The following is an 18,331-nucleotide window of genomic DNA, read 5'->3' as shown; positions in this document are numbered from 1 at the left end:
TCATGGCAGCAGCGGCCCCCAGGCGGGGTCCGAGGCCGCGAAATCCAGATCCAGTGGCCGCATGTTGCGACCCGTGATGTCTACCGAATGCAGCCGCGGTTCGCCATCACCGCCGGGCGTGACGCGCGTAAACATCACCACCCGGCCATTGGGTGCCCAGGTCGGGCCCTCGTCAAGGAACGATTCCGTCAGGATTTTCTCGTTCGATCCGTCGGCGCGCATGACGCCGATGTGGAATTTTTCACCGATCTGGCGGGTAAAGGCGATCAGATCGCCCAATGGCGACCAGACGGGCGTGCCGTAACGGCCATCGGCGAAACTGATCCGGGTCGGCTCGGCGCTGCCATCGGCGGGGATGGTGTAAAGCTGCGGCGTCCCCGAGCGGTCGCTTTCAAAGACAATCTGCGTGCCATCGGGGCTGTAGCTTGGCGAGGTCTCGATCGCCGGGCTTTCGATAAGGGGGCGGCTGGCGCCAGTGGCCGGGTCCATCTGCCAGATGTCGGAATTGCCGGCCTTGTCCATCGAATAGACAATCCAGCGCCCATCCGGTGAATAGCGCGGCGAGAATGACATGCTGTCGGCCGATTGTGTCATCGGACGCGAGGTGACGCTGGCAACGTCCATCACCTCGATCTGCGGAAAGCCGGTCTCGAAGCTGGTATACAGGATCGAGTTGCCGTCGGGCGACATGCGTGGCGACAGGACCAGCGCCGAATCGTCGGTCAGCCAGTCGATATTGGCGCCATCATAATCCATGACGCCCAAGCGCTTGCGGCGCGCATCCTTCGGGCCGGTTTCCTGCATGAAGGCGACGCGGCTGTCGAAATAGGGCTTTTCGCCGGTCAGCCGGGCATAGACCTGATCGGCGACCTTATGCGCGGCGCGGCGCCAATCGCCCTTGGCTGCCTGCATCTGCATGCCGTCGCCAAGCGGATGGCCCGAAATCACGTCGAACAGCCGGAACTTCACGGACACGGTGTCGCCCTCGACACTGACCTCGCCGGTGACCAGCGCCTCGGCATTGATGGCGCGCCAGTCTTCGTAGGCAATCGGCTCTTCAAAGCTGTCGCGCTGCGAAAGATGGGCATCCGACGGGATCTCGCGGAAGAGATCGGTGCCGGTCAGATCAGCGGCGATCAGGTTCTTTACCAACCCGGTGACCTCATCGCTGCCCTGAAAGGCGGCGATGGCGATGGGCATCGGTTCGACGACGCCATCGGTAATCTCGATCCGCAAGGGGCCATCGTCCTGCGCGAAGGCAGGGGCAGCCAGGGCAAGCGGCAAAGCGGTGGAAAGGCCAAGTGTAAGGGCCAGGGTCAGGTGTCGGATCATGGTCACGTTCTACCTTTGTATCATGGCGCGGGGAAGCACAATCATTCCGCTGCCTCGGCCAGAGGCAGGAATTACATGACAATCTTCTTTCAATTTTTCACGTTTTCCGGCTGTTACGGCAGAGCGCTGGCCAGCACAGCGCGACAGCGCATGGCGGGGATTGGCATTTGTCGCTGACAGTCCACTGCGGTCCATCGCACGGGTCAGTATGATCGGGGCCGGGCACATCACTGCACCCCGACGCCGCCGGGATGGAAATCGACGATGACTTCCTTCCAGCGGTTGTACTTTTCGGCCGGCAATTCATAGCCGGTGCCAGCGCAGTTCAGGATCGCATTGCGGGCGAAATCATAGGCCTGTTGCGCGGCGGCAGGACCGCCGCCGGAATGACCCATCAGCCGCATGGTGGCCGGTTCGGGCATGCCGTCAGGCGACATCGAAAAGGCCACGCTGACGCTGGTGCCCTGCGCCTCGCGCGACAGCGTGCCGACGCGCCAGCAGGCGTCGATGGCCAGGCGGAAGCCCTCGCGTTCGCTCAGCGACAGCGGCGGGCCGTCCGCGGCTACATCGCTGGGATCGCTGGCGCCGCCCGGGGATGCATCGCCCAAGGCCTCGCTAAGTGCTGCGGCGAGGGCGTCCTGGCTGGGTGCGGCCTCTTCGGCGCGGCGGCGGGCGACCTCGGCTGCGGCATCGGCATCGCGGACGGCCTGTTCGGCGGCGGCGGCCTCTTGCCTTGCGCGCTCGGCCTCTTCGGCTGCGATGCGGTCGCGTTCAGCCTGCTCTGCCTGTTCGGCGGCCTCTCGTTCAAGACGTTCCTGTTCGGCTTGCTCGGCGGCAAGCCGTTCTTCTTCTTGCCGCTGACGCTCGGCCTCTTCTGCGGCCAGCCGTTCTTCTTCGGCGGCGGCCTGTTCGGCCTCGGCGCGTGCAGCCTCAGCGGCGGCGGCTTCTGCGGCCTCTGCTGCAAGACGCTCTTCCTCGTCGCGACGCGCCTCTTCGGCCTCGCGTTGGGCGGCCTCTTCAGCGGCGCGCGCGGCCTCGGCCTCGGCGCGGGCGCGGGCCTGGGCGGCCTCTTCTGCGGCTTCGCGTTCAGCCTGGGCGGCGGCGTCTTGTCGCGCCTGTTCCGCGGCCGCCTGTCGCCGCGCCTCTTCGGCGGCTTCGGCCAACCGGCGGTTGCGGTTTTCGACCAGCCCATCGGGCCTGCCGCGCGGACGGGGCGAATTGTCCAGCGCCAGCTCCGAGCGCGGCGGCGCGGGCTGAGCCGGCGTCTCGACCGTGCTGTCCGGGGCGGCGGGGTTTTGCAGGGTTTCTGGCTGGGTCGGCGTCGTTTCGGGTTGCGGCGCGGGCGCAGGCGGCGTCGGCCTGGCCTCTTCTATCTCTGGCTCGGGCTGTGCCGGCAGATCGGGCTGCGGCAAGGCTGTCGTCAGCCCGGCCGGGGCCTGCGGCGCAGCGGCCAGATCGGTCAGATCGGGCGCATCCTCTGCGGTGCTGGGATCGGGCAGGGGCTGCGCCTCCGCCTCTGGTTCGGGCGATTGGCTGGCTTCCAGCGCGCCCGATTGCAGATCCTCGGCAGCGGGTTGAGGCAGGGCGGCCACTTCCTGCGCCTGCCCCTGAACCGGACCGGCCCCGCGTGAGACGGCGGCGAAGCTTTGGAATTCGGCTTCGGTCATCGTGGCCACCTGCGTCATCTGCAGGGGCGGGCTGGGCTGCGGACCGAACAGGGCACCGCCAAAGGCCGCCCATGTCAGAACGCCGACATGGCCGACGCCCGAGACCCATCTGCCGATGCGTTCGGCCCGTTCCATGGCGTCAACCGTCCATGCTCGGGCCACCGGCTTCGGTAACCAGCACGATATTGGTAAAGCCTGCCGCGTTCATCGCACCCATGACCTGAACCACGCGGGCATAGGGGATCGCGCCGTCTGCGCGCAAAAAGATGCGGTCGCTCTGGCGCTGTTCGATCACCGCCTGCAGTTTGCCGATCAGGTCCGCTTCGGCGATTTCCTCGTTCATCAGCACGATTGGCCCCTCGGTCGTGACCGAAATGACCAGCGGCTCCTCGGGCTCCGAGGGCAGCGAGGTTGCGGCGGTGCGGGGCAGTTCCAGCGGGACGCCGACCGTCAGCAGCGGTGCCGCAACCATGAAGATGATCAGCAGCACCAGCATCACGTCGACAAAGGGCGTGACGTTGATCTCGGACATGGGCTTGTTGCGGCGGCGGCCCCGTCCCTTGCGTCCTTCGCGGGTGACGACATCTGCCATCGGTTATTCCCCGTCCAGTTGCCGCGACAGGATGGCCGAGAACTCATCGGCAAAGTTTTCCCAGTTGCCGACGATCCGGTCGGCATCGCCGGACAGCTTGTTGTAAAAGATCACCGCCGGGATGGCGGCCAGCAGACCTAGCGCGGTGGCGACCAGCGCCTCTGCAATGCCGGGGGCCACGACGGCAAGGTTGGTGTTCTGGCTGACAGCGATGCCCTCGAACGCGGTCTTGATGCCCCAGACCGTGCCGAAAAGGCCGATGAACGGCGCGGTCGAGCCGGTCGTGGCCAGAAAGGATAGACCCCGCAAAAGCCGGCTTTCCTCGCGCTGGATGGCGACGTTCATGGCGCGGTCGATGCGTTGGGTCGCGCCGGGGATCAGCCCGCCATCATCCTTGTGGCTACGGCGCCATTCGGTCATGCCGGCGGCAAAGACGCGCTCGGTCGCGCCCTTGGGGCGGTCGCCGATGCGGTCATACAGGTCGTCCAGCGGTTCGCCCGACCAGAAGCGGCGGTCAAAGCGGCTGGCATCCTGACGCGCGGCGGCATAGGCGACCAGCTTTTGGATGATGATCGCCCAGGCCCAGAAACTGGCCAGCACCAGCACGATCATCACGATCTTGACGGTCAGCGATGCTTGCGTAAACAGCGCAATCAACGAAAAATCAATGGCCTGCGCGGCCTGAATGGGGTCCATCTCACTGCCTCATGGGTCGTGTGCTGCCGTTCTTCGGTCGGCCTTCTAGCGAATGTTTACCAGAAGGGTCAGGGGGTTGGCCAACACAAAGGTGCGAGTGAGGTGTGAGGCGTCGCTCTGTTCGTCAACGGCGTTGATCCGCGAGGCCGGGCCGGTCGCGTGCGGATGCGATCGGGCCAGTGTCTGTTGTGGCGAACCACTGCGCGTGCGGTTACCGGCTCGCGGCATCCAGGGCTCAGCCAGTCGTGCCCGCCTGCGCCCTGGACTGAAGAAACGCAGATGGCGATTGTCCCGTGACACGAACGAACTCTCGGTTGAAGTTGGATTTGGTGTTGAATCCGCTGTTCAGCATCGCCTCGGTGACATTCGTTCCAGAAATCAGATGTTCGCATGCATTATCAATGCGGTAACCGTTGACATAGCGTGAGACGTTTTCGCCCTTTGTGCGGTTGATCGCCGCCGAAAGCTGCTTGATCGGGACGTGCAGGCGGCGTGCAAGTCTGGTCAGCGTCAGATCGGCATCAAGATAAAGGCGATCTTGAACCATCAGCGCGTCCAGTCGCGCCATCAGTGCTGCGTCTTCCTCGATAAGGTTTGGGTCGGGCACTGGCGGGGCTGGGTCGCTGTCAGCGGTACCGCTGGCGTCGCGGGACATGCTGACAAGACCAATTCCCAACAGCGTGACCGAGGTAAAGACGCTGATGATCATCGGGCGCAAATCTTCGCGGCCAAGGGTTAGCGCGAGGACGATCAGGACATCCGCAAGCGCGGACAAAATCAGCAGAATGGCGATGGCTTTCCAGACACGAACGGGCAGGGGACCAGCCTCCAGCCGGGCGAGCGGCAGCGTATCGTCGCGGTTCAGCCGGATCAGGATGGCAGCGCCGTAGCTCAGGAAAACCACGGGCACGACCATATCCAGCGTGACGGGGGCGAAGAACTCGCAAAAGGCCGTAAAGACGGGCACCAGCAGATGCAGCGCGTCGCGATGAGGATCAAGCGGGCGCAATGCAGCGGACTGAAAGGTCAGCCAGGCCAAAGGGGGCACGGCAACTGCCGTGACCGGCTGCAGATGCAACAGAAAGGTCAGCCCGTAATGCTGGGTCAGCGAAATCAGCAACGCCTGGGTCGCGCAGGCGGCAAGCAGAATCAGGAAAATCGGCGAGCGATCCTGCGCAATCGCGTGACGAAGCGCCAGAAAGGCCAGAACCAGCGCCACAAATAGGGGGATCGGAAGCGTCAACATGACCGTTGCCTAGACCGATATTCGGTTCTGCGCGACCTGAAACCGGTTCGAGGACGCGCGACGCGGTCGGAATGCTGCAGATGACATCAGACGTTCATTTTTTACATGGAGACCTCGATGAAACCCGCTTTTCTGTCCGCCCTTTTCGGCCTTGCCCTCGCCAGCCCCGCAATCGCCGAGCCGACTGTCGGATTCGATCGCTTCGATGTTCGTGCCGATCACCGCTCAGCGCCCATCGCTGCCGCAATCTGGTCGCCGGTCGGGCAACCCACCCATGCCGCGCCGGTGGGCGACGGCATCGTTTTCGAAAGCACGCAAGCCTATATCGGTGCGGCCCTGCCTGACAAAAAGATGCCGCTGGTTGTCGTCTCTCATGGCTCGGGCAGCAGCATCGACGGCACCGCGTGGTTGGCTGCGGGTCTGGCCGAACGGGGCGCGCTGGTGCTGGTGATGAACCATCCCGGCACCACCTCGGGCGACAGTTCGCCGCGCAGGACGGCGCGCCTTTCGGAACGGGCCTCGGACCTGAGCGCTGCGCTGGATCAGGTGTTGGCGGACCCCTATTTCGCAGATCGGATCGATACGGATCGCATCACTGGCCTGGGCTTTTCACTGGGAGGGGCAACCGTGCTGGGCATCGGCGGCCTGCGTCTCGATCCGGTGGCCTATAGGGATTACTGCAAGCGTTTTGGCGATGCAGCGCAAGATTGCCTGTTCTTGTCGCGCGGTGGAGTGGATTTGGACAATCTGCCGCCAGAGTTTTCCGCTGACATGACGGATGACCGCTTCACGCGAATTGTGGCTGTTGATCCCGGCTTCACCTATGCCGCGACCCCTGAAAGTGCAGCCGAGGTCGACCTGCCGGTGCAGTTGGTGACCTTGGGTGACACATTTCCATGGGCGGCGGTCGATCTACGAACAGAGGGCAGCGGGCTGGTCGATTTGTTGCCGCAAGTCGAATATGTCGTCATCCCGAACGCGCATCATTACTCGTTCCTGCCGATATGTACCAAGAACGCGGCGCAGATGCTGATCGAGGAAGGCGAGGACCCGATTTGCGATGATCCCGAAGGCTGGGACCGCGCCACGGCTCATGCAACCTCGATCGAGGAGATTGCGCGGTTCATAGAGCTTTGATCCGAAGTTGACGGCTTTAGCCCCCTTGCGCATTTGCCGCGCAAGGGGGCTTTGCTTATCAGCGCCCGGGATGCCCGCCATCGCAAAGATCAGCGCTCTGCCTTTAGTCGATCACCAGCTTATGCGCGGCCACCGCCTGATAATCGGCCTGCAGGCTTTGCGCCAAATTGGCCAGTTTGCCCTCCAGCACAGGCAGTTCCGCCTCCGGTCCGGCAAAGCCGGTCGATGCGTTCACCGCGTCGTACCAATGCGCGCCCCAAACCCCGTCTTCGGGTTTCGCGCCGGGTTCCCAGGCCAGCATCCGTTCGGTGAAATCAATGCCTGCGGCCTTGCACAGCGCCCGCAATGCCACTTCGGGCGCACGGCGGATATCGGCGCTGTCGATCACGACCGGCTCTCGGCCACGGGTCCTGAGCTGCTGGAACAACTCTCGCTGCCGGCAAAAGCCCAGCTCGGCCGGGCTTGGCGCGCCGCGCTTGGCGGAAAAGCTGGCAACGACGCGTTCGGGCTCGCGGATCAGGAACACATTGACCAGGCCGTTCAGCCAGTCGGTCTCGACCTCGGGCAGCATGTGCTGGACCATGTGTTTCTGGTACTGAATCGGCTGACCGACCGGCGCCATCAGCGCATCGCGCACCGCTCGCCAGTCATGCGGCTGGCTGGCGATGATCTGGTCGCGCATTGGGTGGTCCAGCCCGGTCTGCAGCAGGTAATGGGCATAGAAGGGTTCGTCCACGCAGGCACAATCGCCCCGCGCGCCGAAAGAGCGCATCATGGCTGTCGACAGGTTGCGCGGCCCCGACCACATGGCGATGCGGATTGTCATGCGCCCACCTTTGCCTTGTAGAACGATTGCAACCGCCGGGTCAGCGGCCCGCCGCCGCCATCGCCGATCTGCCGCCCGTCGATTTCCGCCACCGGGGTTTGCGCGCCGAACGTACCGGTCAGAAAGGCCTCGTCCGCGGAATAGACTTCGACCAGCGAAAAGTTCTTTTCACGGCAGGTGATGCCGTTTTCGTGGCACAGGTCGATGACGGCCCGCCGAGTAATGCCGTTCATGCAGTAATCGCCGGTCGAGGTCCAAACCTCGCCCTTTCGCACAATGAAGAAATTGCAGCCATTGGTGGTCGAGACAAAGCCCTGCGGGTCCAGCATCAGCGCCTCGTCAGCGCCCGCCTTTTGCGCGGCGATGCAGGCCAGGATGCAGTTGAGCTTGGAATGGCTGTTCAGCTTGGGGTCCTGGGCCATGGGCTGCCCGCGCACATTGGGCACCGTGGCCAGCCTGATGCCCTGCGCCATCCGGTCGACGGGCACCGAGTGTTCCATGATGATCACGACCGTCGGGCCGGATTGTGACAGGCGCGGGTCCTGAAACGGGCGGGTCTTGGGACCGCGCGTGACCATCAGGCGGGCATGGGCATCCGTGGTCATGCCGTTGGCCCTGGCCGTTTCATCAAGTGCGGCGATGATCTGATCGGCGGTCATGCCGATATCCAGATCCAGCGCCTTTGCGCCTTCGAACAGCCGCGCCACATGCAGATCCAGAAAGGTCCAGCGACCGTTATAGAGCCGCAGCCCCTCCCACACGCCGTCGCCCATCATGAAGCCGCTGTCATAGACGCTGACCACGGCTTCGGCGCGCGGTTTCAACGCGCCATTCACCCAGATCAGGATATCGTCATTGCGTGGATCATCTGCCGCATCATGGCTGGACCGGTGCTGGGTCATGCGACCGCCTTTCTGACAATTTGGGGAATGCGGGCCGGTCGGCCATTGGGCGACAGGCAGGCCACCGTAACGCGCGCGGTAAACAGCAGCGCATCGTCACGCAGAACCCGCTGATCCATGACAATCCGCGCCGGGGTCATCTGGTGCAGCGCGGTCTCGACCGTCAGCAGATCATCGAAACGGGCGGGCGACAGATAGTCCGCCTCGACCCGCCTGACGGCGAAGACCACGCCTTCGCGATCTTTCAAAGCGCCCTGATCGACGCCCAGATCGCGCAGCCAGTCGGTGCGGCCGCGTTCAATGAATTTCAGGTAATTGGCATAATAGACGATGCCCGCCAAATCGGTATCTTCGTAATAGACGCGGATTGGCAGGCAATGTGTCATGGCAGCAGTCTAGGCGTGGGTTTTGTCGCCTGCAATCACCCCGTCACGCAGCAGCTCGACCTCACCGTTCAGGCGCCTGCCGGTCGGCTGAAACCCCAGGCTGTTATAGAACGGCAGCGCATTGCCTGCCGCGCGGTCCATCGTGGTCAGCGACACGCCCTTGAGCCCCATGATCCGGGCCAGTTCGGCGGCAAAGGCGATCGCCGCCGCGCCATAGCCGTATCCGCGATGCGCCTGGTCGATCATCAGCCGCCAGACATAAAGATGCTGCGGCTGAAAGTCTTCCTCGGCATCCTCGATCACGCGCGGATCAATGACCGAGATCAGACCCACCGCCTGTGGCCCGGCATGAATTGCGAAACTCAGCGCGTCGGGTTCATGCGCCGCATCTGCAAGCCATTCGGCGTTGCTGGCAATCAGGTGCTTTTCGCTGTCGCGCACAGACAACGCCATGACCTGATCGAGGTTGAACTGGCCGACCTTGATGTAGGACAGTCGCGTGCTCATCCCTGCGCGTCCGAGGCTGTCATCCGCGCGGCCAGTCGCAGCGCATGGCTGGGATCTGTCGCGGCAATCGGCAGCACCGGATCATAGGCAGCGCGGATCAGCGCGGCCAGTTGCGGGGTGGGCGTCACGTCGCGTGCGAATGTCAGCATGGCGCGGACCGCCAGCGTCTCGGCCAGTTGGGCCGGGTGCGCATCGGCCAGCGCGCCCGACAGGCGCAGAAAGGTCAGGCAGGCGCGAATGCCCCCATCGGCATCAAAGCGGAACAGGCGGTATTGATCGGCCGAGGCATCGGCCAGACGATCGGGCAGGTCAGGGCGGTCGGTCAGGCGGTCAAGATCGGGCACGCCGCGCAGCTCTTGCCAGTCGCGGACAAAGAAGGTCATCATATTGCTGCCCATATCGGGGTCGATTTCCACCACCCCGGTGCCTGCATCCTCCGCCACCGCCCGGATCGCGGCGCGAAAGATATCCAAAGTCTCGTCGGCCAGGCCAAAGATGACCGGCGCAATCGGGCGCCCCCACCGGGCGCAAAGGAAGCCGCCATCCTCGGTTGTGAAGAGGGCGGCGATCTCATCGGGGGTCATTGTCAGGGCGCTGCTATCCATCCCGCACCGATACGCCGCCCTTGCTGCGGGGTCCAGATGGTGGCGCTACATCGCGCGGTCGACCATATGTCCGACCGATCTTGCGATCAGCGCGCGGCCTTCGATCTTGGCGTTCAGTCGCGCCAGATCAGCAGGTCCGGCGACAGTTACGGCCAGCACCACATCCCATTCGCCGGCGATCTGCCATAGGCGGCGGGTGCTGGGCAAGGCCGCCAGCCACTGGATCGCGGTGTCGTCGGATGGATCGTTCAGGGCGACAAAAATCAGCGCGCGTTCCTGTGCCACACCACCGTCGCCCTGCACCACGCGGAAACCCAGAATGATGCCGGCCTTTTCCATTCGAGTGATCCTGTCGCGCACAGCATGGCGCGAAAGCCCGATTTCGCGACCCAGCCCGGCCAGCGACATTCGCCCGTTCTTGTCCAGTTGAGACAGGATATGCCTGTCGTGGTGGTCCAGATCCATACCGTCCATTCGCCCCGTAGATCGCGATGCCGGCGCCAGGCCAGCCGCGCTGTTCCGGGGCGATCTTCGTCTTGTGCCTGTGCCACCGTCAATCAGATCGCTAAACACGTCACTTTATTTCCTGCGGCGCGCAGACAGGCAGGCGATGGGCCGAACATGAAAAAGGGCGCTGCGCGAGGTCTCGCGCAACGCCCATCATCTTGTCTGAGGCTGGGGCCTAGTTGACGATGGTCGCCTGGGTCGCGGCCCGCATTTCGTCCTCGGTCACGCCATCGGCCAGTTCGACAATCTTCAGACCGCCTTCGGTCACGTCCAGCACGCCCAGATTGGTGATGATCCGGTCCACCACGCCCTTGCCGGTCAGCGGCAGGGTGCATTCGGTCAGAACCTTGGATTCGCCGTGCTTGTTGGTGTGGTCCATGACCACGATCACGCGACCCACGCCGGCAACCAGATCCATCGCGCCGCCCATGCCCTTGACCAGCTTCTTGGGGATCATCCAGTTCGCCAGATCGCCGTTCTCGGCAACCTCCATCGCGCCCAGAATCGCGGCTGCGATCTTGCCGCCGCGGATCATGCCAAAGCTGGTGGCGCTGTCGAAATAGCTGGTGCGCGACAATTCGGTGATCGTCTGCTTGCCGGCATTGATCAGGTCGGGGTCTTCTTCGCCCTCAAAGGGGAAGGGGCCCATGCCCAGCATGCCGTTTTCGGATTGCAGGGTGATGTCCTTGTCGCCGACATAGTTGGCCACCAGCGTCGGTATCCCGATGCCGAGGTTCACATACATGCCGTCTTCCAGTTCCTCGGCCGCGCGCGCGGCCATTTGGTTGCGGTCCCAGGGCATATCAGGCCTCCTCACGCTTGCGGGTGGTACGCTGTTCGATGCGCTTTTCATGTTCGCCCTGCACGATGCGATGCACGTAGATGCCCGGCAGGTGGATCAGGTCGGGGTCGATGCTGCCGCGCGGCACGATTTCCTCGACCTCGGCCACACAGACCTTGCCACACATCGCGGCCGGCGGGTTGAAGTTGCGCGCGGTCTTGCGGAAGATCAGGTTGCCGGTGTCATCGGCTTTCCACGCCTTGACGATGGACAGATCGGCAAAGATCCCGCGTTCGAGGATGTAATCCTTGCCGCCAAATTCCTTTACCTCTTTGCCCTCGGCGATCACGGTGCCGACGCCGGTCTTGGTGTAAAAGCCCGGAATGCCGGCGCCGCCGGCGCGCATCCGTTCGGCCAGGGTGCCCTGCGGATTGAATTCCAGTTCCAATTCGCCCGACAGATATTGCCGCATGAATTCGGCGTTCTCGCCCACATAGGAGGACATCATTTTCTTGATCTGGCGCGTGTCCAGCAGTTTGCCCAGACCGAAGCCGTCAACGCCCGCGTTGTTGGAGGCAACCGTGAGGTCCTTGACGCCGCTGTCGACGATGGCGTCGATCAGCAATTCGGGAATGCCACACAGGCCAAACCCACCTGCGGCGATCAGCATCCCGTCCTTCAAGAGGCCGTCTAGCGCCTCGTTTGCATTGGCATAGACCTTTTTCATCGGCCACCCCCCCTGATGATGTCAAAATCGCTGCAGTTGTCGCCCGCAAGGCGGGCACTGTCAATTGCGTCGGGGCCCGCGATAGCGACGTTCGATATGCGAGGCGGCGTTCCAGAACATCACGCCCAAGCCACCGATCCACAGCATTGCAAACAGACCCATCACGCGTTCCACCAGCCCGTCATGGCTGGTTGGCACCACGAAAAAGAAGATAGGAACAAGCGCACCAAAGCCCAGGCCGGCAATCACAAAGGTCGTTTGCCATCCGCGCGCGACCCGCGCCGCGCCCGGCGCCATCAGCAGCGGTCCCGCCGTCAGCATCGCGCCCATCAGCAAGACGACGTAATAATGCACCGGCGTGCCGTCATTGGTGGGGCTATAGGCTTCGCGTGCAGCAATGATGACCATGCAGGGGACCGCGATGACCAGCGCGATGCAGCCCAAGGCCCATCGCGTGCCGCCCAGATGCAGGTTGGCCGCGCCCGTGGCTGCCGCCGCTGTTGCCATGATCAGCGCATAGATCCCGAAATCCTGGATCTGTTCCCATCGCCCCGCCGCCAGATCCGAGATCGTGTCGGCCATCCAGTTCTTGTCATCGACCACGGCGGCGGCGGCGACCGTCGCGATCAGCATTGCCGCGCATCCCGAGACCGCCAGAACGGCCATGGCGCGCATCAGCACCGGGTTTATCTGCGTGTCCTCGGGCAGGTATTCGAAACGAGACATCAAGACTGCTCCGTCTGAGTTCGGCGATGGGGCAGGTTATCCCATCGCCGCGTTATCCCCGGCCCGGTGCCGTCGGTGAAGAACCTAGTCAGCCGCTTTCTTGGCCGCGGGTTTCTTGGCCGCCGGTTTCTTCGCCGGTGCCTTTTTCTTGGCGGCGGGCTTTTTCGCTGCGGGCTTTTTGGCGGCCGGTTTCTTTGCGGCTTTCTTTGGCGATTTGGCTGCCTTGGCCGCGATCAGTTCAAGCGCCTGCTCCATCGTCAGATCGGCTGGCTCGACATCGCGCGGCAGAGTGGCGTTGATCTTTTCCCATTTGACATAAGGACCATAGCGCCCGTTCATCACGTTGATGGCTCCGCCATCGGGATGATCGCCCAGTTCTTTCAGCGGCGTGGCGGCAGCGCCGCGCCCGCGCGTCTGCTTGGCGGCCAGCACCTCGACCGCGCGGTTCATGCCGATGGTAAACACCTCTTCGACATCGGGCAGGTTGGCGTATTTCTTCCCGTGCTTCACATAGGGACCATAGCGCCCGATGCTGCTTTCGATCACCTCGCCGTCCTCGGGATGGGGGCCGATCTCGCGCGGCAGGCTAAGCAGCATCACGGCCTTTTCCAGATCCACGGCGTTGGGATCCCAACCCTTGGGCACGCTCATCCGTGGCGGCTTGGGCTGTTCCTCGGTCGCCTCGCCGCGCTGGACATAGGGGCCAAAGCGCCCGTTGCGCAGGCTGATTTGGTCGCCATTCTCATCGCCGAGGATACGGTCGCCCACGGCCTCTTCGCCATCGGGCGCCGACAGGGGCCGGGTAAACCGGCATTCGGGATAACGCGAGCAGCCGATAAAGGCCCCGCCCGAACGCGCGGTTTTCAGGTTCAGCCGCCCCTGACCGCAGAGCGGGCATTCACGCGGATCGCCGCCATCGGCGCGGGCCGGATAGAGATGCGGAGCCAGCGCGTCGTCGATTGCCTCGAGCACCTCGGTTATGCGCAACTCGCTGGTGCCTTCCAGCGCCTTGGTGAAATCGCGCCAGAAGCGGCCCATCACCTCGCGCCACATCAGATCGCCGGCGCTGATCTCGTCCAGCTCGTTTTCCAGATTGGCCGTAAAGTCAAAGCTGACATAGCGCGGGAAATACTTGACCAGGAAGGCCGTCACCAGCCGTCCCTTGTCCTCGGGAAAGAGGCGATTCTTGTCCTTGCGGACATATTCGCGGTCTTGAATCGTGGTGACGATGCTGGCATAGGTCGAAGGCCGGCCAATGCCCAGTTCTTCCATGCGTTTGACCAGCGTGGCCTCGGTATAGCGGGGCGGGGGCTGGGTGAAATGCTGACGTGCGGCCAAAGCGCCGGCCTGATCCGCCAGCATACCGGGCGCGGTCAGTTGCGCCTTGGGTGCCTCGGGCAGATCGCCGCCTTTTTCGCGGGCCTTTTCCAGTTCTGCGGCAAAGGCATCCGCGACCTTTTTCGCAGGCTCACCCTGTTCGATCACCGGCAGGCGGTTGCTGTCTTCGCCCTCATCATCGTCGCGACCCTGATCATAGACCCGCAGGAAACCGTCGAACAGCATCACCTGCCCAGTTGCACGCAAGCCGACCTGAGCGTCATTGCTGGCGATCTCGACGGTGGTGCGTTCCATCCGGGCGGCTTCCATCTGGCTGGCGATGGTGCGCTTCCAGATCAGGTCATAGAGCTTGCGCTGATCCTCGGCAGTGACCCGCAGCTTGTCGGGCGACATCATCATGTCGGTGGGGCGGATACATTCATGCGCCTCTTGCGCGTTCTTGGCCTTGTTCTTGTACATGCGCGGGCTTTTCGGCAGGTATTTATCGCCGAATTTCGCCTTGATCGCATCGCGCGCCGACATCACCGCCTCGGGGGCCATGTCGATGCCGTCGGTCCGCATATAGGTGATATAGCCCGCCTCATAGAGGCGCTGCGCGGTGGACATGCAGGCCTTGGCGCCCATGCCCAGCTTGCGGCTGGCCTCTTGTTGCAGGGTCGAGGTCATGAAGGGCGGCCAGGGATTGCGGCTGGCAGGCTTGGCCGAAACATCGGTCACGCTCAGATCGCGGCTGGCCACGGCGCTGAGGGCCATCGCCGCACTTTCCGCTGTCGGCAGGTCGTAGCGTTCCAGTTTCTTGCCGGCCAGCGAGGTCAGGCTGGCATCATATTCCGCGCCGCCGGGCGTCGCCAACCGCGCATGGACCGACCAGTATTCGCGGGCCTTGAAGGCCTCGATCTCCATTTCTCGATCGACGATGACGCGCAGCGCCACCGATTGCACGCGTCCTGCCGATTTCGCGCCGGGCAGCTTGCGCCAGAGCACTGGCGACAGGTTGAAGCCTACCAGATAATCCAGCGCGCGGCGCGCCAGATAGGCATCGACCAGCGGCTGGTCGATCATGCGCGGGTTGGCCATCGCCTCGGTCACGGCGTTCTTGGTGATCGCATTGAAGGTGACGCGGTTGACCTCGCTACCTTTTTTCAGCGCGGGTTGCAGTGCCTCCAGCAAATGCCAGCTGATCGCCTCTCCCTCGCGGTCGGGGTCGGTCGCCAGGATCAGGTTCTGGTCGTCCTTCAGCGCGTCCCGGATCGCCTTGAGGTGCTTTTTGCTGTCGGTGGCGACCTCCCATTTCATTGCGAAATCATTGTCGGGCTCGACGCTGCCATCCTTGGGGGGCAGGTCGCGGACATGGCCGAAACTGGCCAGCACACGATAGTCGCCGCCGAGGTATTTCTCGATGGTTTTGGCCTTGGCGGGGGATTCGACGACAACAACGGGCATTGGCAACTCACTGCACTTGCGATTGGGCCGGGAACATGGGCAGCGCGGCGGACACTGTCAACGGGTGCTTTCTGTCGGCGTTCGGCGGATCAGGCCTGTCTGGCGGTGATCGGGGCGCGGCAGACGCGCCGAAATCGCTCGTCAGATCACGCGGATGGCAGGCCGACCAAGGTGCTGATGGCGCGCTCGCCGCAGCCGCGAGGTAGGCGCCTGTGCTAGCTGCGTGACAGCCGCCCGCCGGCCAGACGGGTCAGCAACCCCTGCAATTCAAGCGACAGAATCGCGGTGTTCGCGACGGATGCGGGGACGCCGAGGCGGCGGATCAGGTCGTCCTCGTCACTGGGGCTGGGCGACAACCAGGCCAGAATGCGGCGTTCCAGATTTGCCGGTCCCCCTGCATCGTTAGGCCGTTGTGGTGTGGGCGGGATCGGGGCCGGGGCGCGCGAACTGCTGTGCGCGTCGGTCCGCATCGGTGGCGCCGGATGATCGGCGCGGCCATGTCCTGCGGCTGCGATTACATCGGCGGCGCTGCGCACCAGCAGCGCACCGTCGCGGATCAGCATGTTGCAGCCTGCGGCGCGGGCATCCATCGGATGACCGGGCACCGCCATGACCTCGCGCCCCTGATCCAGCGCATTCCTGGCCGTGATCAGACTGCCGGATCTATGTGCGGCCTCGATCACCACCACCGCCCGCGACAGACCGCTGATGATGCGATTGCGGGCGGGAAAGTGGCGCGCGGCGGGTTCGGTGCCGGGGGGCTGTTCGGATATCAGCGCGCCTTTCTCGGCGATCTGGGCAGCCAGTACGGTATTTTCTGACGGATATATCTTGTCGATGCCGCCGGCCATGACCGCAACGGTCCCGGTTGCCAGCGCCGCGTTATGGGCGGCGGTGTCGATGCCGCGCGCGAGGCCTGCGACGATGCAATGTCCGGCCTCACCCAGTCCCGCCGCCATGCCGCGCGCCATGCGCAGACCCAGAGACGAGGCGTTGCGCGCGCCAATGACCGCGAAGGGCGCGGCGTGCAGCCAGCGCGCATCGCCGCGCAGCCACAAGACCGGCGGCGCGCCGTCGATCTCGCGCAGGGCGACCGGATAGCTGGGGTGATCACAGCGGATCAGTTGCGCGCCGGACCGGCGGCCTGCGCGCAATTCGGCCTCGACCACGGCTTCGGAGCAGATCTCGTATTTCTCGATGCCGGCGTCGCTGGCGATGCGCGGCAGCGCGTCCAGCGCGGCGGCGACGGTCTGGTGTTCGGCAAGCAGCCGGTGGAAGGTCGCCGGACCAACGCGGCGAGAGCGGATGAGGCGAAGGAAGCTGAGGTCATCTTCTTTCGCGGTGGGTGGGGTGTTGGGGGTGTCGAAAGAAAAATTTCCAATCGTCATTGCTGCCCTCGCCTCATCCTGAAGCTAGGTCTAGCGCGGCAATGGTTAACAACTCGTTAGCGCTGGAATAATTTTCAGGCCGCCGAACCGCCCACCGTCAGCCCGCCGATCATCAGCGTCGGCTGACCGACGCCCACGGGTACCCATTGGCCCTGTTTGCCGCAATTTCCCATACCGGGATCCAGCGCCATGTCATTGCCGATGGCGCGGATCTGCTGCAGCGCCGTCGCGCCGTCGCCGATCAGAGTCGCGCCGCGAATCGGGTCGCCTGCAACGCCGTTCCTGACGCGGTAGGCCTCGGTGCAGCTGAACACGAACTTGCCATTGGTGATATCGACCTGCCCGCCGCCAAAGCCCACGGCGTAGATGCCATCTTTCAGATCGGCCAGAATCGCGGCCGGATCGGTATCGCCGCCGGGCATGTAGGTATTGGTCATGCGCGGCATCGGTGTATGGGCAAAGCTTTCGCGGCGGCCATTTCCGGTGGGCGCGACGCCCATCAGCCGGGCGTTCTGGCGGTCCTGCATATAACCCACAAGGATGCCGTTATCGATCAGCACATTGCGCGCAGGCGGCGTGCCCTCATCATCGACCGACAGGCTGCCGCGCCGGTCGGGGATGGTGCCGTCATCGACGACCGTCACACCCGGCGAGGCGACGCGCTGACCCATCAGACCGGCGAAGGCGCTGGCCTGTTTGCGGTTGAAATCGCCCTCCAGCCCGTGGCCCACGGCCTCGTGCAGCAGGATGCCCGGCCAGCCGGGGCCAAGCACCACATCCATCACCCCTGCCGGCGCCGGAACCGAGCGCAGGTTGACCAGCGCGATGCGCAGCGCTTCGTCGACCAGACCGCGCCAATGGGCGGGATCGATCAGGCTATCGATGGCGATCCTGCCGCCGCCGCCGGCATGACCGGATTCGCGGCGATCATTGTTTTCGACGATGACTGCGACATTCAGTCGCGCCATGGGACGAAAGTCGGTGACCAGCCCGCCCTCGGGTCGCAGAATCGCGACCTCTTGCAGCGAGGTCGCGATTGAGACCGTGACCTGTACGACGCGCGGATCGGCGGCGCGGGCATAGGCGTCGATCTCTCGCAGGGTCTGGATGCGGCGGGCAATGGGGATATCGCCGGCGGGGTCAATGGCGGCATAGAGATCGGGGCCGCGAGGGGCAGGGGGTGCTGCCAAAACGCCACCGCCCTCACCAACCGCCAGACGTGCTGTTTCTGCTGCACGTGTCAGGGCTTGTTGCGAAATATCGGTCGAATGCGCGTAGCCCGTCACCTCGCCGCGGACGGCGCGCAAGCCAAAGCCCTGCTGCACGGTATAGCCAGAGTTGCGCAGTCTGCCATCATCAAAGACCAGCGTCTCGGCGGTCGAGCGTTCCAGGAACAGTTCGCCATCATCGGCACCCGCAACCGCACCCTGCAGAACCGACAGCGCGGCATCCCGATCCAGGTGTTCATCGAAGGGGGCAAAAGGCTTGCGACTCATCGAAAGCGTCCTTTCTGGCGGGAAAATTT

18 protein-coding genes are annotated in these 18,331 nt (G+C 64.0%); 1 reads left to right on the top strand and 17 read right to left on the bottom strand.

Going from position 1 to position 18,331, the window contains the following annotated elements:
* The 5 genes from tolB to CUV01_RS03255 form a co-directional block, all read right to left on the bottom strand.
* The gene (tolB, locus tag CUV01_RS03275; RefSeq protein WP_422385874.1) at positions 1–1,320 is read right to left on the bottom strand and encodes a Tol-Pal system beta propeller repeat protein TolB; all 1,320 of its coding nucleotides are present in this window, start codon (positions 1,318–1,320) and stop codon (positions 1–3) included.
* A 239-nt stretch (positions 1,321–1,559) separates the two neighbouring features.
* The gene (locus CUV01_RS03270; RefSeq protein ID WP_101459211.1) at positions 1,560–3,134 is read right to left on the bottom strand and encodes a protein TolA; all 1,575 of its coding nucleotides are present in this window, start codon (positions 3,132–3,134) and stop codon (positions 1,560–1,562) included.
* A 4-nt stretch (positions 3,135–3,138) separates the two neighbouring features.
* Positions 3,139–3,591 (bottom strand): ExbD/TolR family protein, encoded by a 453-nt coding sequence (locus tag CUV01_RS03265; protein WP_101459210.1) that lies wholly within the window; start codon positions 3,589–3,591, stop codon positions 3,139–3,141.
* Between the two features lie 3 nt (positions 3,592–3,594).
* A complete protein-coding gene (gene tolQ / locus CUV01_RS03260) occupies positions 3,595–4,287 on the bottom strand; it encodes a protein TolQ (protein ID WP_101459209.1) in 693 nt (230 codons plus the stop codon).
* Between the two features lie 235 nt (positions 4,288–4,522).
* A complete protein-coding gene (locus tag CUV01_RS03255; RefSeq protein ID WP_101459208.1) occupies positions 4,523–5,533 on the bottom strand; it encodes a helix-turn-helix domain-containing protein in 1,011 nt (336 codons plus the stop codon).
* 117 nt (positions 5,534–5,650) lie between these two features.
* Here CUV01_RS03255 and CUV01_RS03250 point away from each other — a divergent pair, with 117 nt between their 5' ends.
* A complete protein-coding gene (locus CUV01_RS03250; protein ID WP_101461830.1) occupies positions 5,651–6,670 on the top strand; it encodes an alpha/beta hydrolase family protein in 1,020 nt (339 codons plus the stop codon).
* Positions 6,671–6,773: 103 nt separating this feature from the next.
* Here CUV01_RS03250 and CUV01_RS03245 read toward each other — a convergent pair whose 3' ends face one another.
* The 12 genes from CUV01_RS03245 to tldD form a co-directional block, all read right to left on the bottom strand.
* Positions 6,774–7,490, bottom strand: a complete 717-nt coding sequence (locus CUV01_RS03245; RefSeq protein ID WP_101461829.1) for a sulfotransferase-like domain-containing protein — start codon at positions 7,488–7,490, stop codon at positions 6,774–6,776.
* A gap of 2 nt (positions 7,491–7,492) precedes the next feature.
* On the bottom strand, positions 7,493–8,398 hold the full coding sequence (locus CUV01_RS03240) for a D-amino acid aminotransferase (RefSeq protein WP_101459207.1): 906 nt from the start codon (positions 8,396–8,398) through the stop codon (positions 7,493–7,495).
* Complete coding sequence (ybgC, locus tag CUV01_RS03235) at positions 8,395–8,784, bottom strand: tol-pal system-associated acyl-CoA thioesterase (RefSeq protein ID WP_101459206.1); 390 nt, start codon at positions 8,782–8,784, stop codon at positions 8,395–8,397. The genes CUV01_RS03240 and ybgC overlap by 4 nt, the downstream gene beginning before the upstream one ends.
* A 9-nt stretch (positions 8,785–8,793) precedes the next feature.
* Positions 8,794–9,291, bottom strand: coding sequence for a GNAT family N-acetyltransferase (locus CUV01_RS03230; protein WP_101459205.1), 498 nt, complete (start codon positions 9,289–9,291; stop codon positions 8,794–8,796).
* A complete protein-coding gene (locus CUV01_RS03225; RefSeq protein ID WP_232962468.1) occupies positions 9,288–9,896 on the bottom strand; it encodes a hypothetical protein in 609 nt (202 codons plus the stop codon). The genes CUV01_RS03230 and CUV01_RS03225 overlap by 4 nt, the downstream gene beginning before the upstream one ends.
* Positions 9,897–9,941: 45 nt before the next feature.
* Positions 9,942–10,370: an Lrp/AsnC family transcriptional regulator gene (locus tag CUV01_RS03220; protein ID WP_101459204.1), complete on the bottom strand. Its 429-nt coding sequence runs from the start codon at positions 10,368–10,370 to the stop codon at positions 9,942–9,944.
* A gap of 208 nt (positions 10,371–10,578) precedes the next feature.
* Positions 10,579–11,205, bottom strand: a complete 627-nt coding sequence (locus tag CUV01_RS03215) for a 3-oxoacid CoA-transferase subunit B (RefSeq protein ID WP_101459203.1) — start codon at positions 11,203–11,205, stop codon at positions 10,579–10,581.
* Position 11,206: 1 nt separating this feature from the next.
* Complete coding sequence (locus CUV01_RS03210; protein WP_101459202.1) at positions 11,207–11,911, bottom strand: CoA transferase subunit A; 705 nt, start codon at positions 11,909–11,911, stop codon at positions 11,207–11,209.
* A 60-nt stretch (positions 11,912–11,971) separates the two neighbouring features.
* Positions 11,972–12,637, bottom strand: coding sequence for a DUF998 domain-containing protein (locus CUV01_RS03205; protein ID WP_101459201.1), 666 nt, complete (start codon positions 12,635–12,637; stop codon positions 11,972–11,974).
* An 84-nt stretch (positions 12,638–12,721) separates the two neighbouring features.
* Positions 12,722–15,418 carry a type I DNA topoisomerase gene (gene topA, locus CUV01_RS03200; RefSeq protein ID WP_101459200.1) on the bottom strand — a complete coding sequence of 899 codons (2,697 nt, stop codon included), beginning with the start codon at positions 15,416–15,418 and terminating at the stop codon, positions 12,722–12,724.
* Between the two features lie 215 nt (positions 15,419–15,633).
* Positions 15,634–16,806 carry a DNA-processing protein DprA gene (dprA, locus tag CUV01_RS03195; RefSeq protein ID WP_101459199.1) on the bottom strand — a complete coding sequence of 391 codons (1,173 nt, stop codon included), beginning with the start codon at positions 16,804–16,806 and terminating at the stop codon, positions 15,634–15,636.
* A 74-nt stretch (positions 16,807–16,880) separates the two neighbouring features.
* Complete coding sequence (gene tldD, locus CUV01_RS03190) at positions 16,881–18,302, bottom strand: metalloprotease TldD (protein ID WP_101459198.1); 1,422 nt, start codon at positions 18,300–18,302, stop codon at positions 16,881–16,883.
* Positions 18,303–18,331: the final 29 nt, after the last annotated feature.

The sequence above is a fragment of the Paracoccus tegillarcae genome (genome assembly GCF_002847305.1).
Classification (GTDB): domain Bacteria; phylum Pseudomonadota; class Alphaproteobacteria; order Rhodobacterales; family Rhodobacteraceae; genus Paracoccus; species Paracoccus tegillarcae.
The sequence above is the reverse complement of the archived record's forward strand: the minus strand, read 5'-3'. Positions and strand labels throughout refer to the sequence as shown.

Coding starts and splice junctions, on each gene's coding strand:
- CUV01_RS03270 (WP_101459211.1), bottom strand. CDS start 3,134: ATGGAACGGGCCGAACGCATCGGCAGATGGGTCTCGGGCGTCGGCCAT.
- CUV01_RS03265 (WP_101459210.1), bottom strand. CDS start 3,591: ATGGCAGATGTCGTCACCCGCGAAGGACGCAAGGGACGGGGCCGCCGC.
- tolQ (WP_101459209.1), bottom strand. CDS start 4,287: ATGGACCCCATTCAGGCCGCGCAGGCCATTGATTTTTCGTTGATTGCG.
- CUV01_RS03255 (WP_101459208.1), bottom strand. CDS start 5,533: ATGTTGACGCTTCCGATCCCCCTATTTGTGGCGCTGGTTCTGGCCTTT.
- CUV01_RS03250 (WP_101461830.1), top strand. CDS start 5,651: ATGAAACCCGCTTTTCTGTCCGCCCTTTTCGGCCTTGCCCTCGCCAGC.
- CUV01_RS03240 (WP_101459207.1), bottom strand. CDS start 8,398: ATGACCCAGCACCGGTCCAGCCATGATGCGGCAGATGATCCACGCAAT.
- ybgC (WP_101459206.1), bottom strand. CDS start 8,784: ATGACACATTGCCTGCCAATCCGCGTCTATTACGAAGATACCGATTTG.
- CUV01_RS03230 (WP_101459205.1), bottom strand. CDS start 9,291: ATGAGCACGCGACTGTCCTACATCAAGGTCGGCCAGTTCAACCTCGAT.
- CUV01_RS03225 (WP_232962468.1), bottom strand. CDS start 9,896: ATGGATAGCAGCGCCCTGACAATGACCCCCGATGAGATCGCCGCCCTC.
- CUV01_RS03220 (WP_101459204.1), bottom strand. CDS start 10,370: ATGGACGGTATGGATCTGGACCACCACGACAGGCATATCCTGTCTCAA.
- CUV01_RS03215 (WP_101459203.1), bottom strand. CDS start 11,205: ATGCCCTGGGACCGCAACCAAATGGCCGCGCGCGCGGCCGAGGAACTG.
- CUV01_RS03210 (WP_101459202.1), bottom strand. CDS start 11,911: ATGAAAAAGGTCTATGCCAATGCAAACGAGGCGCTAGACGGCCTCTTG.
- CUV01_RS03205 (WP_101459201.1), bottom strand. CDS start 12,637: ATGTCTCGTTTCGAATACCTGCCCGAGGACACGCAGATAAACCCGGTG.
- topA (WP_101459200.1), bottom strand. CDS start 15,418: ATGCCCGTTGTTGTCGTCGAATCCCCCGCCAAGGCCAAAACCATCGAG.
- dprA (WP_101459199.1), bottom strand. CDS start 16,806: ATGACGATTGGAAATTTTTCTTTCGACACCCCCAACACCCCACCCACC.
- tldD (WP_101459198.1), bottom strand. CDS start 18,302: ATGAGTCGCAAGCCTTTTGCCCCCTTCGATGAACACCTGGATCGGGAT.